The sequence below is a fragment of the Paenibacillus sp. LjRoot153 genome, assembly GCF_964253085.1.
GTDB lineage: Bacteria > Bacillota > Bacilli > Paenibacillales > NBRC-103111 > Paenibacillus_E.
Map to the genome: position 1 here is coordinate 5,430,584 of NZ_CAXUQH020000001.1, position 21,325 is coordinate 5,451,908.

17 protein-coding genes are annotated in these 21,325 nt (G+C 45.2%); 2 read left to right on the forward strand and 15 right to left on the reverse strand.

Going from position 1 to position 21,325, the window contains the following annotated elements:
- Positions 1-15 precede the first annotated feature (15 nt).
- The 3 genes from ACSQ8P_RS23610 to ACSQ8P_RS23620 all read right to left on the reverse strand — a co-directional run bounded on the left by ACSQ8P_RS23610 (position 16) and on the right by ACSQ8P_RS23620 (position 4,451).
- Complete coding sequence (locus tag ACSQ8P_RS23610) at positions 16-888, reverse strand: carbohydrate ABC transporter permease (RefSeq protein ID WP_436237416.1); 873 nt, start codon at positions 886-888, stop codon at positions 16-18.
- A gap of 30 nt (positions 889-918) precedes the next feature.
- Positions 919-1,776 (reverse strand): ABC transporter permease, encoded by an 858-nt coding sequence (locus ACSQ8P_RS23615; RefSeq protein ID WP_436239589.1) that lies wholly within the window; start codon positions 1,774-1,776, stop codon positions 919-921.
- A gap of 398 nt (positions 1,777-2,174) precedes the next feature.
- Complete coding sequence (locus tag ACSQ8P_RS23620) at positions 2,175-4,451, reverse strand: helix-turn-helix domain-containing protein (RefSeq protein ID WP_436237417.1); 2,277 nt, start codon at positions 4,449-4,451, stop codon at positions 2,175-2,177.
- A 168-nt stretch (positions 4,452-4,619) separates the two neighbouring features.
- On the opposite strand from ACSQ8P_RS23620, the gene ACSQ8P_RS23625 reads away from it, so the two are divergent.
- Positions 4,620-5,429: a helix-turn-helix transcriptional regulator gene (locus ACSQ8P_RS23625; protein ID WP_436237418.1), complete on the forward strand. Its 810-nt coding sequence runs from the start codon at positions 4,620-4,622 to the stop codon at positions 5,427-5,429.
- A gap of 17 nt (positions 5,430-5,446) precedes the next feature.
- On the opposite strand, the gene ACSQ8P_RS23630 is transcribed toward ACSQ8P_RS23625, so the two are convergent.
- From ACSQ8P_RS23630 to ACSQ8P_RS23640, 3 genes are all read right to left on the reverse strand, one after another.
- The gene (locus ACSQ8P_RS23630) at positions 5,447-6,499 is read right to left on the reverse strand and encodes a Gfo/Idh/MocA family protein (RefSeq protein ID WP_436237419.1); all 1,053 of its coding nucleotides are present in this window, start codon (positions 6,497-6,499) and stop codon (positions 5,447-5,449) included.
- A gap of 13 nt (positions 6,500-6,512) precedes the next feature.
- Positions 6,513-6,893 carry a cupin domain-containing protein gene (locus tag ACSQ8P_RS23635; RefSeq protein WP_436237420.1) on the reverse strand — a complete coding sequence of 127 codons (381 nt, stop codon included), beginning with the start codon at positions 6,891-6,893 and terminating at the stop codon, positions 6,513-6,515.
- A 305-nt stretch (positions 6,894-7,198) separates the two neighbouring features.
- Positions 7,199-8,356, reverse strand: a complete 1,158-nt coding sequence (locus tag ACSQ8P_RS23640) for an SMP-30/gluconolactonase/LRE family protein (RefSeq protein ID WP_436237421.1) — start codon at positions 8,354-8,356, stop codon at positions 7,199-7,201.
- 368 nt (positions 8,357-8,724) lie between these two features.
- On the opposite strand from ACSQ8P_RS23640, the gene ACSQ8P_RS23645 reads away from it, so the two are divergent.
- On the forward strand, positions 8,725-9,384 hold the full coding sequence (locus ACSQ8P_RS23645; RefSeq protein WP_436237422.1) for a TetR/AcrR family transcriptional regulator: 660 nt from the start codon (positions 8,725-8,727) through the stop codon (positions 9,382-9,384).
- A 237-nt stretch (positions 9,385-9,621) separates the two neighbouring features.
- On the opposite strand, the gene ACSQ8P_RS23650 is transcribed toward ACSQ8P_RS23645, so the two are convergent.
- From ACSQ8P_RS23650 to ACSQ8P_RS23690, 9 genes are all read right to left on the reverse strand, one after another.
- The gene (locus ACSQ8P_RS23650) at positions 9,622-10,785 is read right to left on the reverse strand and encodes a DUF4317 domain-containing protein (protein WP_436237423.1); all 1,164 of its coding nucleotides are present in this window, start codon (positions 10,783-10,785) and stop codon (positions 9,622-9,624) included.
- Positions 10,786-11,343: 558 nt separating this feature from the next.
- Positions 11,344-12,810: a four-carbon acid sugar kinase family protein gene (locus ACSQ8P_RS23655; RefSeq protein ID WP_436237424.1), complete on the reverse strand. Its 1,467-nt coding sequence runs from the start codon at positions 12,808-12,810 to the stop codon at positions 11,344-11,346.
- A 6-nt stretch (positions 12,811-12,816) separates the two neighbouring features.
- On the reverse strand, positions 12,817-14,076 hold the full coding sequence (locus ACSQ8P_RS23660; RefSeq protein ID WP_436237425.1) for a ribulose-bisphosphate carboxylase large subunit family protein: 1,260 nt from the start codon (positions 14,074-14,076) through the stop codon (positions 12,817-12,819).
- Between the two features lie 35 nt (positions 14,077-14,111).
- Positions 14,112-14,798 carry an aspartate/glutamate racemase family protein gene (locus ACSQ8P_RS23665; protein ID WP_436237426.1) on the reverse strand — a complete coding sequence of 229 codons (687 nt, stop codon included), beginning with the start codon at positions 14,796-14,798 and terminating at the stop codon, positions 14,112-14,114.
- A 49-nt stretch (positions 14,799-14,847) separates the two neighbouring features.
- Positions 14,848-16,572: a hypothetical protein gene (locus tag ACSQ8P_RS23670; protein ID WP_436237427.1), complete on the reverse strand. Its 1,725-nt coding sequence runs from the start codon at positions 16,570-16,572 to the stop codon at positions 14,848-14,850.
- 15 nt (positions 16,573-16,587) lie between these two features.
- Positions 16,588-18,153: a response regulator transcription factor gene (locus ACSQ8P_RS23675; RefSeq protein WP_436237428.1), complete on the reverse strand. Its 1,566-nt coding sequence runs from the start codon at positions 18,151-18,153 to the stop codon at positions 16,588-16,590.
- A gap of 37 nt (positions 18,154-18,190) precedes the next feature.
- Entirely contained in the window at positions 18,191-19,009 is an 819-nt protein-coding gene (locus ACSQ8P_RS23680) for a carbohydrate ABC transporter permease (protein ID WP_436237429.1), read from the reverse strand.
- The gene (locus tag ACSQ8P_RS23685; protein ID WP_436237430.1) at positions 19,009-19,878 is read right to left on the reverse strand and encodes a carbohydrate ABC transporter permease; all 870 of its coding nucleotides are present in this window, start codon (positions 19,876-19,878) and stop codon (positions 19,009-19,011) included. Before ACSQ8P_RS23685 ends, ACSQ8P_RS23680 begins: the two co-directional genes overlap by 1 nt.
- 78 nt (positions 19,879-19,956) lie before the next feature.
- Positions 19,957-21,318 (reverse strand): ABC transporter substrate-binding protein, encoded by a 1,362-nt coding sequence (locus tag ACSQ8P_RS23690; RefSeq protein ID WP_436237431.1) that lies wholly within the window; start codon positions 21,316-21,318, stop codon positions 19,957-19,959.
- Positions 21,319-21,325: the final 7 nt, after the last annotated feature.

Consider the following 21,325-nt stretch of genomic DNA (forward strand, 5'->3'; position numbering starts at 1 on the left):
CCCGAGCCGTGTTTCCTACTCTTTTACGGACCCGAGCAGCACGCCTTTAGCAAAATGCCGTTGCAAGAAAGGATATACAAGCAGGATGGGAACTGTGGATACGACTGTTACACCCATTTGGATCGTTTTCCCCGGCGGAATCACCCCCTCGAAGTTGTTGGCGGAATCACCTATGCCGGTTTGTGACAAAAGGACGATTTGACGCAGCCATACCTGGATCGGGAACTTGCTTGCATCATTAATATAGAGAAGAGCGTTTAGAAATTGATTCCAATGTCCGACTGCATAAAACAGTGTTAATGTCGCAATCGCCGGCATCGACAGCGGAATCACGATCATGAACAAGATCTGTGGATCGCTAGCGCCGTCGATTCGGGCCGAATCCTCCAGTTCATCCGGCAGCTGAGCGAAAAAGTTTTTCAAAATGATCAGATAAAAGGCACTAATGGCCCCGGGAAGCAGTAGTGCCCCATAAGTGTCGAGCAATCCTAGATTTTTCACGACCAAATAGGTCGGAATCATACCTCCGCTGAACAGCATGGAGAAAATGACCATCAGCATGACCGGCCTGCGTATCCTTAGCCGTTTATTGGCCAAAGGAAACGCCATCAAAGCGGTAAGCACAATGTTAATGGCCGTTCCAGCAACTGTGATGAAAATCGTGACCCATAACGAGTGCGGAATCGTATTCGTGCTGAAAATGTACCGGTAAGCGGCGAGTGAAAACGTCTCTGGGATGATCACAAAGCTTTTCTGGAGAGCTTCCTTGGGAGCTGCGAACGAGCCGGTCACGTTGAGCAGAAACGGAACGACAGTAATCACGGCCATCAAAAATAAAAGAAAATAATTAACGCTATCAAACAGCTTACTGCCCCATGATCTGTACATAACTATGCCCTCACCTCCTCTCCTGTAAGCTTAGTAAATGCCTTCTTCCCCGAATTTTTTGGCAAGCCGGTTTGTGAGCAAAACCAAAACAAGTCCGATCACTGACTTGAACATGCCAACCGCCGCACTGAAGCCGAATTGGCCGCCTAAGATCCCCACCGTGTATACGTAGGTGTCGAACACCTCCCCGACTTCTCGGTTGAGCGTATTCAGCATCAAATAGATTTGTTCGAAGCCGGTATCGAGAAACGATCCCAGCCGCAGAATCAACAGGATGACGATAGTGCTTCGAATCGAAGGCAGTGTAATGTGATAAAGCTGCCGCCAGCGGTTCGCCCCATCCATACGGGCCGCCTCATAAAGCTGAGGATTGACGCCAGCCAGCGCCGCCATAAAGATAATCGTTCCCCATCCCGTCTCTTTCCATATGACTTCCAAGGTGACCATCGGTCTAAACCAACGAGTGCTATCCAGAAAATGTACTTTCTGGAATCCGAGCGACTGCAAGATCTCATTAACAATACCGTTCTCGATCGTAAAGAAAAAATAGAAAAAGCTAACAACGATAACCCACGAAAGAAAATGCGGAACGTAAACCAGCAAAACGACAAACTTTTTGAACACTTCATGCCGGACTTCATTGAGCATTAACGCAATAATGATAGGCAACGGAAAAAACAGAAAAATGTTGTACGCCGCTAGGATCGCCGTATTTCGCAGCAGCATCCAGAAATCGGGGCTACTGAATAAAGCATGAAAATGAGCGAAGCCCACCCACTCGCTTTTGGAGATTCCAAGGAACGGCATATAGTTCTGAAACGCAATCACCAGTCCCCACATCGGAAGATAACGGAAAATCAGAAAATAAATTACGCCCGGCAGCAGCATGAGATATAACCAATAGTCCCTTTTTACTTCCTTTAAAAACTTGTCCCAAATCCCTTCCGTCAGGGCGACGTTAGGATGGTGATTATTCTCTGCTACTTCTGTCAACGCTTTCAATATGATTCCTCCCATCTCGTGTTTGATAAGGCTAAAGGTACTAGAAGGGGAGGCAGATTGTAAATAATCCGCACCTCAGTACTCTACTGATCATTCGGTTTCCCCGGTTTTCGCGGATAATCTCGAGCACAGTAACGAAATGATTACCCAAAAAGTCCCCCCAAAAGTGACGACTGCCTTCGAAGTTAAATCCGATTACTTTTGGGGGAGCCCCCTCATATCAAAAAAAACGCGCATGCCACTCGCTCTTTCAAGAGCGGTCGGCCTGCGCTGTCCAAGCTGCTTTATTCTTTATGCTTCACCAAATTATCTCGGTACTGTTTAGGTGTAATGCCTTCCATCTTCTTAAAATAACGAATAAAATTTTGTGAATTACTGAATCTCAGTTTTTCAGCGATCTCCTGAATTTGATCATCGGTCTCCGCCAACAGTCTTCTCGCCATATTTAACCTATAATGGGATAAATAATCGCTAAAGCTGCTTCCCATTTCTTTTCGAAAAATTTGCCCCAAATAGTTCGGGTTATAATGAAGACGCGAAGCGCAGGCCTCCAACGTCAACTCGGAATGGTATTCATCATGAATGATCTGAATCAATGTTTTAATGATATTCTTCTGTTGGGATTCGCTGCGAGCCAACATTTCCTCTAAGGTCGGTTCTACGACATGACCGTATATCCAAGTCTCCAATTCTTGGACGGAAGTCTGCAACAGCTGATCTAGTTTCTGAAAAATCGGTTTTTCTTTAAACAAAGAGATGAACATTTCATCTGATTGATGCGAAATCTTGATTAAATCCATCAGCAACAGAAAAATATACATGGAACAATACCGATAGCCATATTGACCCGAACACATTTCCGCAAGGATATTATGAAGAGCTCGCTTAGCTTGCTCAACGTCAGCGAATTTGATCGCATCGATTAATTCTTTCACCATAAATCCGGGGTATTTACCGGTGTTGCCCGAATCGTTCACATCAAAATCGGAAGCATACAGGATGGCTTCCCTGCCCTGGGTAAACCTTGATTTTAACGCATCCGTTGCCTCACCATATGCAGTAGAAGCATCTACCGGCTGGTGGAACGGACGGCTGATCCCAATGCTTACTTGAAGACGCAAATACTGTTTGACAACCTGTTGGATAGAACGAGACAGTAAATAAAGTTCCTCCTTGAAAGTGTCAATATTTTGATACTCAGCGCCGAGCAGAACGACTTGCATATGATTCATAATGACCGGATTCAGGACTAACAATTCCGAGGCGGTTTCGCCAAGCATATTTTTTACTGCAAATAATAAAAGATCGCGGTCCGTATCCATATAACCGGTATCTGTTAATGTGTCGATCTGCACCGTGAGCACACAAAAATGATTCCAGTCCGCATCAGAACCGAGGTTACTTTCAATTTCCTGAGGCCTCACTTCACCTTGAAACAATTTATATGCAAAAAAATCGTTCAGCTGATTCTTTTGAATATGTAACTGGCCTCTGAGCTTCTGGCTGTCCTGAAAAAAAGCATGCATTCGATTATTTATATAATCCATTTCATTGCTTTGCGACTGGACATTCAATTTGTCTGAAGAGTTGAACGCGACCATATGGTACAGCCGTTTGATAGGAGAGTATAGTTTTCTAGTACCGTAAAAGGAAAACACGAAAAATACACTAATCACAACAAAACCTGTGATAAAAATAAACAGGCCAATAAACCGGGAGTTTTGCTCGGCCTCTAGGGTTGATACCATCGATAAATAGGTCCATTTGTATTTCTCTGAATGTCGAAAAGTGAACGAATATTTGGATCCATTGATCCTGGTTAAGAAATTACCTTGAGGGACTTGCTTCACTTGCGATTGAGTCATTTGGGCAATCTGGTTCACATCTTGATCGCGAAGGTCATACTGCGTTATGTTCCGAATCACGCTGCCCTTGTCGTCAATCATCGTCATTTGACCTAAGTCTTTGTTCGCCATCAACTCACGAAACGAATCGATGCTCGAAATTTTTGTTCTTACGATTCCCTGGAATCGGTCAAATGCTGAAAAGGGCACCCTCAATGTGTACTGGAAAAAATCAGAATCAGTCGTTTTACTCCATGTTGAACCTGAGGCGACTTGCCTAAGCTGATTCATTTCTTCATCGTTGTATACCTCGGTTATCGGGAGTACCCCGCCATTTCGTAAAACCCACCCTTTTTCCAAATTAATAATTTCCAAACTGTTGATAATCGAGGAATGCGAATATAGAGAGCTAATCTCTCCTACCATATTTTTAACTTTTACATAATTGTCATAGCTGTTCATCGTAAGATTATCGTTCAATATACTTGTGAAGCTCGGAAGCAAAGTAAATTGGATGATGGCGCTTTCAACGGATTGCAACGAATTTTCCAACTGAAGCTGCGTCTGAAGGAGAAGCTGTGCATTTATTTTATCGATCTTCTCGTTCATTAAGCCGGATGTTTTATAATAGGCAATGTAACCGAGAAACGAAACAGCAATGATGACCAGTACGATGTTGAAGAAGAGCAGCTTTACGAAGTAACTTGTCCTTCTCATGATCATCCCCCTTTTCGAAATAACATTCACATTGTAAGAATCTTCTATATAACTAGTGTCTTCCCCTGCAATAAAACAAAAAAACCGCGTTTATCGCGGTTAACGCTGTGCCGAAGAAGGATGGGATGATGAGACAGTGCTGCTTATCAATCCAATCCAGCATTTGACTTGACTATTTGGGATATAAATGAAACAATATTTTATGAAAAATCGACAACTATTAACCGGAGTGATTATATGGAGATCCTATCAATGCATAACGGGAAACACTGCGTTCCAGAATGGAAATGGCATGTTCCCGTCGGTTGTCATCCAGGGTTTACTTTGTGGAGTATTTGGGGTGGAGAAGGTCAAATCATGCTAGGCAAGAACTGCTACAAATTAAGCATCGGTGATGTTTTTTTTATCAATTATCAGAATGAGGTCGACGCCTATCAAAGTGAACATACCAGTCTCGATGTACGTTATATAGATTTTACATTGCAAAATCCGGATATCTTGTGTGACTTGCCTGAGCATCGTCATTTTGATCAATATCATTTTGTACTTGAGCTTTTCAATCGCTTTCGTTTAGCCGAAGAGAGAAATAACTTGACGCAAATGGAAGTATGGCTGCAAGCACTTATTACGGAATATCAACATATAACGCCAACATCAACCGGAGCATATACAATAAAAATTGATGAGCTATGCCGTATGTTTCAACAACACCCTCAGCAGCAATATGATATGAGCGAACTTGCCCAGAACTTTTCTCTTACGACAGATCATTTTATTCGCATTTTTAAACAGGAACGCGGTGTTACGCCCTACGCCTATCTGCAGCGCTGCAGATTGGAAACTGCCAAGACTCTGTTACGCATGTCTACTCTCAGTATCACGGACATTGCGAGCAGTTGCGGTTTTTCGGATATCTATAATTTTTCTCGTTTTTTTCAAGCAAAAACAGGAATGTCTCCAAGCAGATTTCGTAATTGAATTGCTGCATCAATCAATCATTCGAATTTGACCGGCGTGCCATTTTCAGCGCTCAAGTAAACCATATCTAACATTTGAGTAATCTTAAGTCCTTGTTGAGGTGTGCACGGTACCTCTTCATCATTAATAATGGCATCTAGAAACGCTTGCCGAACGTTCGGCATCTTAGAAATCTTCATATCTTCTAAAGGAATGTTATGGACTTCCCCACCGATTTCCAAAAACACTTTATTGCCTGTAGCATTCTCAGCTCCAACTACTCTTTGCAGAACCGCACCACCCTTGGAACCATAAATTCGTGTTGTAATCATCTCGTTCTCTCGATTGCTGGCCCAGGATGCTTCCAATTCAAGCATAACCCCGTTAGTCATACGAAACATAGCTACACCCATGTCTTCAAGTTCGAAATTCTGAATGCCTTTGCGCGCAGCCTCGTCCTTGGAGACCTTGCAAAACGTGTTCCCTAGTACCCATTCCGGATCTGGATCCCCGCAAAACCACATAGCACGGTCAAGCACATGGACGCCAAGATCAATGAGAGCTCCACCACCGCATACTTCTTTTCCAGATGAAAGCGGATACCACCATGGCACCCCTCGTCTCCGTTGCCACAAGGTCCGCACATAATAGATATCGCCGAGCTTGCCTTCGTCGATCACGGATTTTAACGTTTGGCATTCGTGTAGAAAACGCTGATTGAAGTTGATCATTAACTTCTTGTTGTACTTTTGAGAGGCCTCTAGCATTTTCCTCCCCTCTTCCGCATTTCTTGCCATGGGTTTTTCACACAGCACATGCACACCCGCTTCCATCGCCTGAATGGAAAGTCTCATATGCAAAAAATTAGGAACTGCGATGCTAATCGCATCCAAATTTTCCTCTTTCAGCATCTTATCGAAATCCGTATATTTTTTTGAAATGTTATATTTATCGCCGATCTCTTTCAGTCTTGATTCATCAACGTCGCACAGTACAATTTCTTTAACGGTGTCGCTGCTAGCGTAGTCTTTAACATGACTTGCTCCCACAGTTAATCCGACAACACCTACTTTAAGTTTTCTGTTGCTCAAGCTTATCCCCCCGTTATTTTATTGCAGAAGCATATATCACGATAATTCTTAAATCCTCTGGACCGTTATTAATAAGACCGTGACTGCCGGTTGCACGGCAGACGCTTATGTCGCCGGCCGACATCTCGTATTGGTTACCATCAAGCTCCATGATTCCGTGGCCAGAAATGCAATAATACCACTCTTCCATGGGAGCATCGCTGTTATGTTGGTGATAGCCGAAGGTAGAATCTGGCGGGATTATATCATCATGAATGAATTTAATGTACTGCCTATCGCTCGCTGCAACCGTTTGAATAATATCCTTTAGTTGAAAAGGACCAGTCCCACCATGGCAATTTTGTCGAGTCTCATACGCTTGTGACTTGTTTTCGATAAAATCTGTTTTTTTCATAAATTAAAACTCCTTTTAAACATGAGTTGTGTTAAACATTTTGATAAATTAATCATAGGCTTGACAAACTGGAATGTAAATGTAAAAAGACGATTTGATTTATCAAAAATCGATATGAACGTATTACTTGATTTTTTGAAACATTTAATCTGTGATATTCCATAAATAATTAGAAAACGGAGCCCGCAAACCCGCGGATCTCCGTTTTTGTTGTTTTCAGTATTCATTAGCATTTAGTTATCTTCGGATCAATACCTTCATCTCGAACCACTTGCGGTATTACATTTACCTCCCGGATTCCGACCTTATTTTGTTAAAAGTACACGATGAACACCAAGACTGCCTCCAGGTGCCGTTCCTATATATAAATATCCATTATGGCTTGCAGCCGTCGTTACGCCATATAGTTTGCCTTCCGGATCATGCCAGCTTCCGATAAGTTCTCCCTGCGAGCTGAGCTCCACAGCAAGCCCATGCTTCACGGGTGCACTTGCGCCACTAAGTAGTGACTCCGGCAATTTGGCCATGGTACTGGCTAACCAAGGGCTGCTATGCATCTGATCTACAAAAGGAATGCGCGTCGTGAAGATACCGACCCAGAAATGACCTTGCTCATCACGCGTAATGTTATCTGGAAAGCCCGCGAGATTATCCACAAAAATATCAGATGTCCCTTTCTTTGGACCCTTGAGCCAGTATCTGGTCAACTGATAATGATACGATTCCGCCACAAGCACAAAATCTTCATCCGCAGACAAGGCTACCCCGTTTGCAAAATAGAGTCCTTCTAACAGGACAGAAGTCTGCTTAGTCATTGGATCGTACTTCAGCAAACGTCCATGCGGCTTGTTCTCGGCAATTTCTTTGAAGGTCACGCTGCCATAGTTCGAGGTATCAGAGAAATAAATTACACCGTCCTTGGCAATATCAAGCTCGTTAGCTAAGTAGATCGGATTGCCGTCCACTTGATTGGCCAATACCTCTATGCTCCCGGAAGGGTTTATAGATAGCAGTCCCTTCTTAACATCAGTAACGATCAAATTACCATTGGCATCGAAAATGAGTCCATTAGGCGTTCCTTTGGTATCTGCAAACACTTGTGCCTTTTGCGGGTTCCCCTTTGCATCTAAAGGAACCTTGTAAATTACCCCATTGGAATCTCCCGTGTATAGTTGGCCTTCTTTATCGAATGAAATGAATTCCGGGAATTGAGGAGCATCAGTTACAAGCTGAGCCGAGCTAAGTTTGTTGTTTTGTTTCCATGGACCCTCTTCCTCAAAAGAAGGAGCCGTTGGCGCGGACCATTTTGTCGGTTCGATGGGTGAAGGCAAGAACAAGAAAACGAGTAATCCTAGAACGAGCACCGCGAGCAGCGATAGGACCCATGTCCCAGCACGTAGTGAGCGTTTCGGACGATTCACGCCTTCAGTAGATTTAACTGAGCGAACTTGTGTATTAGGCATTTATGTCTCTCCTTTGTCATTTTCGCGAGATTTAGATTTGGACAACGATTTTACCAAGCCGATTTACCTTGAATCTTCAAAGCGCTACTCCCCTCTTGAATGCTATGTTATAATATAGTAACAACGTTACCAATTGAGCGCGAATATCTCCTAATACTCCAGAAAGATAAAAATCATCGCACTATGGTAACAGTGTTTCCGAATGGTTTGATTGTATCCCGCCTTTTCTAGAAAGTCAATATGCTCTTTGTACATCCTTGAACATCTTACGTCTCATTGACAACTACTTAACAACTCGATAGAATTCCTTGCAAGAGAGTCTGTAAATTTGTTTCCTGATGCAAAAACGATAACCGAAGGTGATGATTATGAACGGTCAAGATATCTCCTCCAATGCGAACTCACGCGTATTGAAAACCTACCAAGAAGCTCGCTTGCAAAATACCGAAAATCTCCGTAAGCTCGTAGTTGATGCTGCGGCAACTCTCTTGCAAGAAGAGGGGCCGGAAGCCGTTACTGTGCGTAAAGTTTCGCAGAAAATGGGTTGCTCGACGAAAATCATTTATAGTTTATTTGTCAATAAAGAGGGCTTGGCTCAGCAGTTGTATCTGGACGGTTGTAAGCTGCTCGCTAATGAATTCGAGAGGACGCCACATGCTGCTGATCCGGCACAGCAAATGCTGAACTTTGGAGAATCCTTTTGGCAATTTGGGCAGCGTTACTCCAGTTATTATAAGCTGATGTTCGGAGGAGCTTTCTCAGATTTCAAGCCGGACGAGGAAAGTATGCATGGTACCGTAACTGCCATGCGGCAATTATTGACTGTAATTAGCAATGCGCAAGAAAAAGGGCTGATTCCCGACCAGTATGACACGGAATCCGTTATACGTATCTTTTGGGCCTCGCTCCACGGCGTTATTCATCTGTACTTTGGTGGACATTTGGGAGATGTACAGTCGGCCCATACGGTATACAGGCAGACGTTGTCTTTAATTGTCAGTTCGTTGTTGCCATATCATAACACCTAAAAAGGGAAGCCAACTCGAAAAAGCATGGGAACGGATGCCGGTCATTGGTCCGGGCTCATTCAGCGATCTTGTAGCGTCTTCCTATTTATTTACCATCCTCACGGATTCTCGAACTGCTGTATAAGAGTGATGCATCATTAATAATTATAAAACGGAGCCCGCAAACTCGCGGTGCTCCGTTTTTGTTGTTTCAGAATTAATTAGAATTTTGCGCCGTAGGCGTAAACGTTCCCCACTCTACAACGTCTCCGTATTGAGCGTAAATCCTTCGATCACGACGTCTTCATCAACTTCAATCAAAATACATCGTTTTCCTTGATAACTCACCTGTCTCACGTACTTTAAATCTTGCGGACTGACCGTAATCGTGGCTACCTTCGTATCAATCTTAATCGATTTCGATGTAAACTTCGGAAGAACACTGCTCGCTTTGATTTCATAGTTTTTGTCGTCGATGACATTTTGGAATGCTCGTTCCACCTTTTCCATCGTCACGTTTTCCACGCCACTCGTCGACAACATGCGTTCAACATCTTTATAATCCAGCTTTGGAGGCTCCTCCTCCTCGTTGGACTCGATGACCCGATGAATTTCCTCGTACACATGAGCGATCGTAGCGGCATCCAGTTGATCACCCACCACTTCTTTCACGATGTCTTCAAAAATGGCTCTTTCTTCTAACGCCGTCACGGTCTTCTCGGCATTTAAGACTTGCTCGATGAAATGCCAGTTCGGTTCATTCGCTCTCCCCGAGCAATACAGAATGCGATTCACGTCGGAATAGTTGTCCGTCACACTAGGGTAGAAAAAACCTTGTTCCGGCGTGTTCAATTTGATGATGGGATCTACGAAGACATTATACTTAAATTCTCTCTCCACATAGTCAAACATGAGTGTTTTCTTCTGTTGTTCCGTAGAATTCACGCTGCACAGAATGAATAGATTCGCGAACATCTCGTTCTTTTCGCTCTCCATGGCATCTTCGTTCCTACTCTTGGTCGGCCGCGAATATTGTCCGCGAACGAAAGTGATCACTGTATCCTGCTCGTATTTGGTATCCACCAACATTTTCTCTACCAACAAAAGCATCAGATCTTGCCATTCTTCCGCATTACCGGTCACCAAACCTTGATGGAGAAGCACCTGTGAAGGCTGATCCGCCTCCTCCTGAAACTTTAACTCGTACATCTTCTGATCTAATTCGCCGGTCAGCAGTTTTTTGAAATTAGCCATATATAATTCCTGCTTCTCCCTATCCACTAGGGCGAACGGTTGGCGCTCATAATGGTAGATCTCGTTGCTTTCCTTCATGATATACACGTTAAAAATATCGTGAATTTTAAGCATTTCGTTATCTAATCTAAAGTGCTTGCGAATATGCGCGATTTCTTTCTTTATCATGATCCGACAGTCAACTCCTACGAAGTGAAATAGCCTTACTAGAAATACTTTAGTACAAAAAAATGTAACGGATGATCTGCCTTCCTTAGCGTTCACGTCAAAACAAAAGCCCTTCATAAGAAGGGCTTACACCATTACTTCCCTTTATTACGCGTCAAACTAAACTTGGATGAAGTACTTCCTGTATATTAATTCATAATTATAGATTTCTCAACAATTTTGAGAATCTATATTCGGTTTAAAGCAGGAAGATCCATTTGACATTCTTAGTTTCATGGTCCTCTAGGACAAATTCCTTGTTTGTGGATTTGAGTTCGAACTTATCCTCATTCTTACTACAACTATCAGGGATTCGGCTATCCAGCCATTTAGAAACTTTCTATATACTAGGGAAAATAATATTAATTACAGGCGCAAACAGTGGGCTTGGACTTGAAGCATCGACTATATTAAGTGCAAAGGTGCAAAAATTATCATGGCAGTTCGTAATCTTAAAAAGGGAAAAGACGCAGTTTCAAATATAATAAATAAAAATGCTCATTGAAAAAAGCCCAAAGGTCATTTTCTCCTTTGGGCCTTTACTCCTTTATAACCAGCAACTTTCTCAAAAAAATTCACACCGCCAACCTGCCCGCCCTTGAGTACAAGCTCCAGACCGTCAAACTGCGGGTCATTAGAATATGCACGACAGAGCGGTCCGCCTGGATCCAAAACAGACAGACATTCTAAAGCATAGATCCCAAGCTCCCTCGTCACATACCCCGAAGTGTCTCCACCTGCAATTAAAAGACGTGAAATTCCAAGCTGCTGGACTAGTTCTTTCGTGAGAGAGCCAAGAGCCATGCCCAACAGACGGCTACTGTCTGTTGATTTCATTTCCTGAGCTGCCAGCACCTTACGAGTATACGCTATGCTTTCATCGTTTGGCCCCGTTGCCGTGTAGATAATGACACTTTTCCCGCTTGCCAGCCATTGCTGTGCCTCTTGTTTCAGAGCAGCTCTAGCAACCTCTTGAGTTTCAGCTAGTATCAGCTCATCCACAGGAGCCCGAATGCCTACAAATCCGGCCCTCAGCGCATGTTGAATCTGCCCTTCAGTAACCGGCGAACAACTGCCTGAAATGACTAATAGTGGCGATGGCGATACCTCCGAGACTGCCATCATCTCCAATTCTACTTCGGCCAATCCGCCCGCAGTTGTACCCGCTTCTTTGCGCCAAACTTCACCAAGCGCATATTCAATACCAGACGATCCAATGACAAATAACCCGTCATGCGATTGTGCTTCCTCCCAAATCATTCTGCCTGCCGTTTCTAACCGTTCTTTATCCAAGACGTCAAAAAGAAGCAGGTCGGGGTGTTCCTGACGAATAACCGACTCTAATCGCTCGCGCACCTCAGCATCCGAGCCTTCGAGCGCCAAAATATCAAGCAAAGAGGTTTTCAGCGTGGTTTGCTTCTCTAAATGCTGACGAAGATCAGCTTCCGCCATCGGCGTAACCGGGTGCTTGGCCATCGTCGGATGACGATCTAGCCGATGCACAGCGCGTCCCGCTCCGCCAGCTGCAAAATGGTTGCCGAAAACTGTATATCGGCCTAGATAAGGGACTCCCACAAGCAGTGGAATATATCTGCCTCCAAACACCTCTCGCCCGATTTCCGCCGCTTTGCCGATAGAACCCATACTAGCTGAGGAGTCGAAGGTTGAGCATATTTTATAGTGCACAACTGCAGCTCCAGCCGCTTTTAACATCGTAAAGATCGGGCGCAGCTCCCTCTCCATCTCTTCAGGCGTTAAAGAGCGTCCCACGCCAGCCACGCCAAAACAGTCAACGTCTTGAAAACGCGCCTGCAGCAATTCAGGCTCAGGAGGGTCCAGAAATAGGACGGTTTGAAGCCCCGCCTGAAATAATGATTCCAGCACATCCGTTGAGCCTGTAAAGTCATCACCATAGTAACAGAGAGGTCGCCTAGTGACTTGACGATCGGCAAGTTCGCGCCCACCTTGTGCAGGGATATCGTCCATCTGTTTTCAACCCTTCCCGTATTTCTCAATTGCCTTTTGCAAAGAAGGATGCTGAGCCGCATAAATGTCCAAAGGTATTCCCTGAACCGCTGCCTCCCAGCCAAGTTTCATGCTCTCAAAGCCTGCTGCAGGGCCATCGGGATGAGCCAACATGCCACCTCCGGCCAAATGCATCACGTCAACCGTCCCCGTTGCCGTATAAGTAGCCGGCGCTGTCCCTGCCCACTGGGCTGAGGAAACAACAGGCATCGTGTTATAACCGCCGAGCAGCGGCTCCGAACAAGCTGCAATAGAGCGAACCACAGACTCGTTATCCTCGTAAAATTTACTGTTTAATCCATTAACATGCAGATGATCCGCCCCAGCCAAACGGCAAAGCTTCTGATAAGCCGTAAATTCAACGCCAAGCAGTGGCGAACGCGTCAACATCCCCCATTGATTGCGATGCCCATGGATGGGAACCTCACTGTATTGGTTCAAATGCGTAAGACCCGATAACCCGATACTGAGGATACTGACCATCACACATGTGCCGCCCGCTTTAACAACCAAATCATGATTTCGGCGCAATTCATCGTAATCTCCTGTGATGTTAAAGGCATACATCAACTTCTTGCCGGTCGCATCCGCAGCCCGTTCAACCGCCGCCATGACAGCCTCTACTTTACCCGCCAAAGGAGCATAAGGGGGATTCGCATTTAATTCATCATCTTTGATGAAATCCATCCCTGCTCTCGCCAGCTTTTCCACCAAGGCTGATAATTCCTCCATCGATAAACCTACACTGGGCTTCACAATCGTCCCAAGTATTGGCCTATTGTATACCCCTGTCAGCTTTCGAGTTCCTTCTACGCCAAACTTCGGACCAGGATAGCGCTCTGCAAATGCATCAGGCAGCTGCAAATCCAGCAATCGGAGTCCAGACAATTCCTGTAATTCATATAAATTGCCAGCAACAGCAGACATTAAATTGGGAATGGAAGGTCCAAAATTATGCAAGGGAAACGACACCGTCACTCGCCCACGTCGATACTTGCCGTCATGATTCGGCGGTTTCTTTGCCCCTGGAAGGGACGGCATATCCGTCTCTTCTAAAGGTTCAATGCTCTCTAGGATAGCGCCATGTCGTTTTTTTAGCGCATCAGTCTCTCCGGGAACAGCCGTGAACGTTCCTGTTGACTGCTCTCCTGCGATAGAAGCGGCAGCCTGTTCCAACGAATATGCCGTCTCGACCAAATAAACAGCTGTTACACGATCTTGCTTCATCCTATCCGCTCCTCCTTCTGCGTTCTAAATTCGTGTTAGGATCCTTTTTTCACATCTCTAGCTGCCTCTAGAATGGCCTTCACTTGCTCAACACCTGATCTCGGCGATGAAAGCACAGGCTTCCCTGTCGCCTCCGCCAGCTTTTCCTCCATACGTGCCATTGAGCCTTGCGCCAAAACTAACACATCGGCAGTTTCCGCAACCCTCTTCGCCGTTTCCAGCAATAAACGGTCATGCTCTTCAGGCTTGCCGCTGATCAAAGCGTCAAAAGCGCCTTCAGCGAGTCCGCTCACAAGCTGCACCTGTCTTCCTGCTTCATCTGCCTTACGGCTAACTAATCGCAATGTCGGTTCCAATGTGGATGGTAATGTCGCCAATACCCCAATCCGCGAATAGCTAGCTACTGCCTTATCAGCCATCCACTCATCGATTCGTACAATCGGCACACCGATTCGCTCACGAGCTTCATCCGCCACATCACCAACGGAAGAGCAGGTATTGAGAATGACATCCGCCCCAAGCTCTTCTGCATGCCGGTAGTACTGAACTAAATGACGACTCACGACCTCTGGAATGTGCCCTGCACGCACGACATCACCGATGAGGCTATCATCGATAATATTCACAAGCCGTACCTGGGGCAGCAGCTCTTGAAACACCTTTTTCAAAGGATCGGCAAGACCCTGACCTGTATAAATCGCAACAACGGTTTGCATTGACATCGAAATCCTCCTTAGAGCCTCCCGGATGAGAAGCTAAGTATCTTAAGAATTACCATACAAATTCCTTATTTAGTCGACGATACTCCCCTTCACGCATAGGAGACTGATCAAAAACTTGACGCCCGCTGTACAAAGGCTTCTTCGTGCCTTTTGGCGTAATGTTTACAACATCATCACCGCGCCATTCCGTCTCGAAGGTTTGCCCCACCGCATTCTCCAGTGTTCTACGGAAACTTAATGGGAAGGTAATCGTAATTTTCTCACCTGCGACTGCGGAGCCAAGTAAGAGAAAATGCTTGTTGACCCAGCTGCTCGCCTCACTTCCTTTGCCTTCGATCACTTCACCATTACGTTCACGTACATACTTGATTTTCGTAAAGCCTGCCCACTCTGGAATTCGAATCTGCAGACGAGAAATATCCGTATGAATATCGAGCACTACCTTGCCTTCATGTGGCAAGTAAGAGCTGACGTCCAGCCATTTAGAGCCGCGGTTTAAAAGGAAATTAACGCTGATCGTTCCTTTCTTCTCGGTGATCGTGTGACTCCAGCCCATGAAGAGACCTCGTGTTCCCGAGCCCAGGCAGCAAATTTGTAAATCGTTCGTATGACCGCGCCCCTCATTCACATCACAAACGAAATCGTTTGGTGCCGAGTAACCGGCAAAAGAGCCCCGTGTGCGCTCCGCTACTTTATAGAAGCTTTTGTTCGCAGGAATGTCATCTGACTTGTCGTCAGATTCTTCCACCCAATCCAAATCCAGCAGCTGCGATTCCGCCAGATGATTGCGCAAAAAACGTTCCACAGTTCCCCAATATTCCACATATCCGCTGCTTGCCAAAGTAATCCCTGTTGCAATCAAATCGACCAAAGAGCACGTTTCATGCTCATAGGCTTGTTCGTGCAGATCACCTGGCGTCCAGCCAAAGTTCGTACATTTGGTCAGCGCCCAGTCGTAGCTTTTTTTGACCCAAGCTAGCATTGCTGCATCGCCCGTGAAAACACCGAATCTTGCGATAGCATCAAGTGTGCCGATTCGCGTATGGAAATGCCCACTCCGATAAGCAAGTGCATCATTAAAGCTGCCGTCTTGATTGAATACGCCGCTGCGCTCCGTAATAAGTGCTGTGAAGAATTGGCAAAGTTCAAAGGCATCTGGATTGCCTGTCAGCTCATGATATTTCAATAGAGGCATGACCAAGCGACCGCAGAAAGCTGCGGGATCAGGCGCCAAACGCAGTTGTATCGCATTACTCGAAGGCCAACCGGTTTCTTTGTATTCCGATGCTGGATAATACCAAATATCGCGCTCTTTGATCGCGATTCGCTTAAGTGCCGCCACGTGGCGGTCTGCCGCTTCTTTAACCTTCGGATCCCCGGATTCCATGTACCATGTCGTGAGAGATAAAATAACCGCCCGTTGATCAATCAGGTTCGCATTCGGCTCCCAGTCACGTGTTGGATTGATCTGTCTGTAGCTCATCCCATCTTCTTTGAAGAACGAGAGCAGGTTTGCCCGGTAGCGCTCCTCAACCTCTTTGCCAAACTCTTCTCCGGACATATGGCGGGCAAGAATTAAGCCGTCAATCATTCGTCCATGAGATGAACCATAGTCCCAATCACCGTGCGTCATGAAGGCAGGTTTATGCATCAGATCCGCAGCAAAAAACGGGATATAGTTATGGTCGCGATCCGCCATGCCAATCATGGCATTGATGGCATGAGCCGCACGTTCTTCGAGCATAAGCGTATCGGGAATTAAATGTTTTGACATCACATGTTTCTCTCCTTAGTGGTCCGCCTGTCCGATGACTTTGCGGTATTCACCGATGGTCATGCCGACTTTTCGTTTGAAAATCTGGCTAAAATATCGGTAATCCTCATAGCCAACCTTTTGCGCGACTTCATAATTTTTATATTTTGATTTATTCATCAGTTCTTTGGCTTTATGCATGCGGATATCGGTTAAATAGTCAACAAAATTCTTCCCTGTCACCTTTTTGAAAATACGACTTAAATAATCAGGATTTAAATAATAGCTGCTGGCAATTTGATGCAAGGAAAAGGATTGGTCGTAATTACTTTCCATCCATTTTTTCAACTCGCCTACAACCTTTTCCCCTTGTTTTTCACCGGAATGGCTGTAAAAGCTAAGCACGGCGGGAAGCAGATCCTCGCGAAATAGCTTCTTCACAGTGCTCAAATCATTGCGTTGGTGAATCAATTCGGAATACATCAGCGTATTTTTACCACAGATATCTTCAACACGTACATCCTTTGCCTGAAGCTGCTTCTCTATCGCATGAAGAAGCAGATCCGCGCACCACTGCAAATGCCCTACTGTCGTAGAGTCACTTACGAATGACGCGAACAATCGTTCAAACTCTTGCTCCACATCCTGCGTATTTCCTGATTGGAGCACCCATAAGAACGAATTTTCTTTATCCTGCGGATAATTCCCAGATAAGTGCATACCAGTCTTCTCTGCAAAAAGCAAGGTGCTTACGATCGCCAAAGGTTTGCTTGATAAAGCTTTTCTTGCTTCGTTGTAAGCCTCCTCCAGCATGGCAATCTCCAGCTTTCCCATGCTCAAACCAAAGCTGAAGCTCACGCTCCCTACCTGTTTCAAGGCATTTTGCAAAGTCGCGTGCAGTTTACTAAAATCTTTGGTATCTAGCACGGCTCCCCTAATGGCAATGATCATTTCACGGCTGCCTTCCTGAAGCGTCATAAGCTCATATTCCCAGTGCCCCCCGAAAAGGAATGGCTTCATTCGGTTTAATTGCTCATGAATAGCCGGCAGCAGACATGCTAGATCACAATATTCATGAAAGGTGTCCGTGCGGCCAACAAGCAACGCATATTCACCAGTCTGCCAGCTGGACGGAACGAAAGATTCCTTCCTTTCCCCCCCTTGCAAAAGCTGCCTCAACCAATCCTCTCCTTGGACACGTGACGTCTTAAGCTTCTCTGCTTCGCGTCGATCCAGCTCAAGGAGCGCCTTTTCTACCACCGCAGCAAGCTCATCTTTTTTTACCGGCTTCAGCAGGTAGTCAAAAGCTTTATGGCGAATGGCTTCCTTTGTATACTCGAAATCCGAATACCCACTAATGACGATCGTTAACAGATCCGGCACCTCTTGGCTCAGCATGGCAAGCAGCTGTTTCCCGTCGAGACCCGGCATACGCATATCGAGGAAGAGTAGATCTGGCTTTTTAATGAGGGCCATTTCATATCCTTCTGCCCCATCACTTGCTTCGCCTACAAGCTCTAAGCCCCATTCGTTCCAGGAAATGGACTGAATCAATCCTCTGCGTATCCACTTTTCATCGTCAACAATCATGACTCTTCGCATTTCCTGTACCTCCTCCAAGCTTCAGATTTGGATTGCATTAGCCTTTCATGGAACCCGCCGTCAGACCGTCAATAATATATCTTTGCAGCAGTAAGTAAATGAGCAGAATGGGTGAGATCACAATCACCATGAAGGCAAACACAACGCCCCAATTCGTGCTGTACATCGTGACGAAATTAAAAATTTGCAGAACAATCGTCCATTTCGTGCTGTCTGTCATCAGATAGAACGGACCGAAAAAATCGTTCCAAACCGAAACCATCACGACAATGGAGACGGTCACGAGCACGGTTAGCAGCAACGGTAAAATGATTTGCCAGTATAACCGGAAATACCCACAGCCTTCCAGCAAAGCCGCTTCATCTAATTCTCTCGGGATCGATTTCATGAAGCCCACGAGCAGAAACACTGCAAATGGCAACAGCACGGCCGTGTAATACATAATCAGACTGAAATAAGTACCACGAATATGAAGATCTCCAAGCAGCTTAATCGTAGGCACGATGGACACCGGAACAATAAGTCCCATAATAAAGGTGTAATAAGCCCCTTGTAAAAATCGGTTATCTCTTCGTTGAATGATAAAAGCAGCCATGGAGGCAAATACATTCACACAGACGACAACTAAACCTGAAATCAGAATACTATTTTTGAATCCCCGGAGAATGTTAGCCTGATGAAAAACTTCCTTATAATTGGTAAACTGCCATTCGGAAGGAAGGGATAACCCGAATAGCGCTGATTCTCGAATTCCTTTAAAGGAGTTGATCACAATCATTAGAAAGGGAATCAGAATCAGGCAGGCCAAGCATACCGCGACGATTTCCAGTATCCAGAGTGTCCACTTTTTTCTCATTACATCTCGACCTCTCGCTTCTTCATCGCCATCAGTACAGGAACGCCAATAATGGTGACAAGGATGAATAACACCACGTTAACCGCCGTCGCATAGCCGAATAACCCCGTGCTGAACATACCGCGGATATACGTGTAAAATACTTCTGTGGTGTAACCCGGTCCTCCTTCTGTCAGTACCATTACCATTTCAAATACCTTCATGGAACCAATCATAGAAAGGAGTACATTCACAGTTAAGGCAGGAGCTAATAGAGGGAATATAATAGAACGGAATCGCTGCCAATATTGCGCACCATCCATGGATGAACTCTCGATCAGATCCTTTGGAATGAATTGCAATCCGGCCAAATAGACAACCATCGAGAAGCCTGCAACCCGCCAAAGATCAGTGACAATAATGGAGATCAAGGCATACTTAGGATCGTTCAACCAATCATGTACCATGAAATGAAGCCCTACTTTGTCTAGCATTGTGTTCATTATGCCATGCTCAGGATGATAGATCGCACGAAAAATATATCCTATAACAATCGGCGCAATCACGTAAGGCATAAAAAAGATCATGCGCAGCAGATTTCGCAGTTTAAGTGCTTCATTCAAGATTAAGGCTAATCCTAAGCCTAGTAAATTTTGCATCAAGGTCACGACCGCCGCAAAAATGAGCGTATTGATCAAAGCCGTTTTCAAACGAGGTTCTTTGAAAAGCTCGATATAGTTCTCCAAGCCATTAAAGCGAATCTGGTCCGCATTAATATTCCAATCCGTAAAGCTGTAGTAAAACCCAATCAAAGTTGGGGTAATGAAAAACAATAGAAAAACGGCGAGGGCCGGGAATGAAAAATACAGCGGATATTTCATTTTTCCCATCTCGTCTCCCCTCCTTCGGCTATGAAATGTTCCGGCCAGAAGCTGTGTTCCGACCGGATAGATTTGGGTTCTAACAGCTTACTTAAATCCATCAAGCAACTTGGCTTTTCCGTCTTTTTCATAGTTCGCAGAGAATTCTTTCAGGGCTTTGTCGACATCTCCGTCAATGAAGAACGTTTGCAGTGTTTTTTGGAAATCAGCGAAAGTTGGCGTCAGACGATTCTGTACATTGATTTTTGCTTTATTTGCGTCAATCAAATCTTTCACAGTTTGCTGTACGGGGTACAAGCTGCTCTTAGCACTTTGGAAAATAGGGATTCCTGGGCTTGTTTGGTAGTAGAGGTCAACCATCTCAGGTGAAATCATGAATTTCACCAATTCAGCTGCCACATCCGCATTTTTCGCTTTGCTTGGAATCATTAACTGATTGGGTGGTGTAATCAAGGCTGTTCCTGCATCAGTAGCGGAAGGGAATGGGAAGAAGCCGATTTTATTGGTCACGAAATCTTTCCCGAATTTCTTTTCTAATTGCGGAATAATGCCGTCCAGCATAAACGCCATGCCGACTTTGCCTTCGCCCATTAGATTCTGCAGCTCATCGAATGTACCCGCGAGCGGATTAGATTGCAGCAGTCCCAGATCCTTCAACTCTTTTTGTTTAGTGAATAAATCTTTCAATGCCGGAATATCAGCCAGTTTGAGCGCATTCTTCTCTAAATTTTGAACACCTGCATCCCCGATTGCCGGATCTACATTCGAGACCCAACCTGTGAAGTAGAACACTTGCGGTGGCCAACCATCTTTGACCCCTTCATAAAAAGGTGTAACCCCTGCTGCCTTGATTTTCTTCGCACTCTCGATCATATCCGTATAGTTTTTCGGAGGCTGAACGCCCGCTTTAGCAAAAACATCCTTGTTATAATAAATGCCCATCATGCCTGTGGCACCGAAAGGAACACCATAAATTTTCTTATTCGCATCCGCCTGAAAGTCTTTCATCGTCGGAATAATGCGATCCCATACCGCTTTATCTCCCGACCATTCGCGAAGCGTCTCGGAGGCTCTCAGCTTGACGTACTGCTTTGGTCCAGGCTGCATGAGGAATAGATCCGGGAAGTCGCCTGTGGAAAAGCGAGTTTTCATCATGTTATCAAAATCTCCGCCAGGCAGCGCCTGTAATTCGACCTTATTGCCTGTCTTTGCTTCAAACTCTTTGAAAATTTTATTAAAAGGTGTGGCGTCAACCGTATTGGAGATCGCAAACGTAAGTGTTACTGGGTCTTTTTTGGTTGGAGCCGGTGTGGTTGCAGCCGTTGATGCACCAGGCGTCGCTGCAGCAGGCGTTGAGCTGCTGGAGTTAGTGCCCTCGCTCCCGCAAGCCGTTAATGCCATAATTGCCGCAATGGACGCTGATAGTGTTACCGTTTTCATATTCCTCATTTTCTGT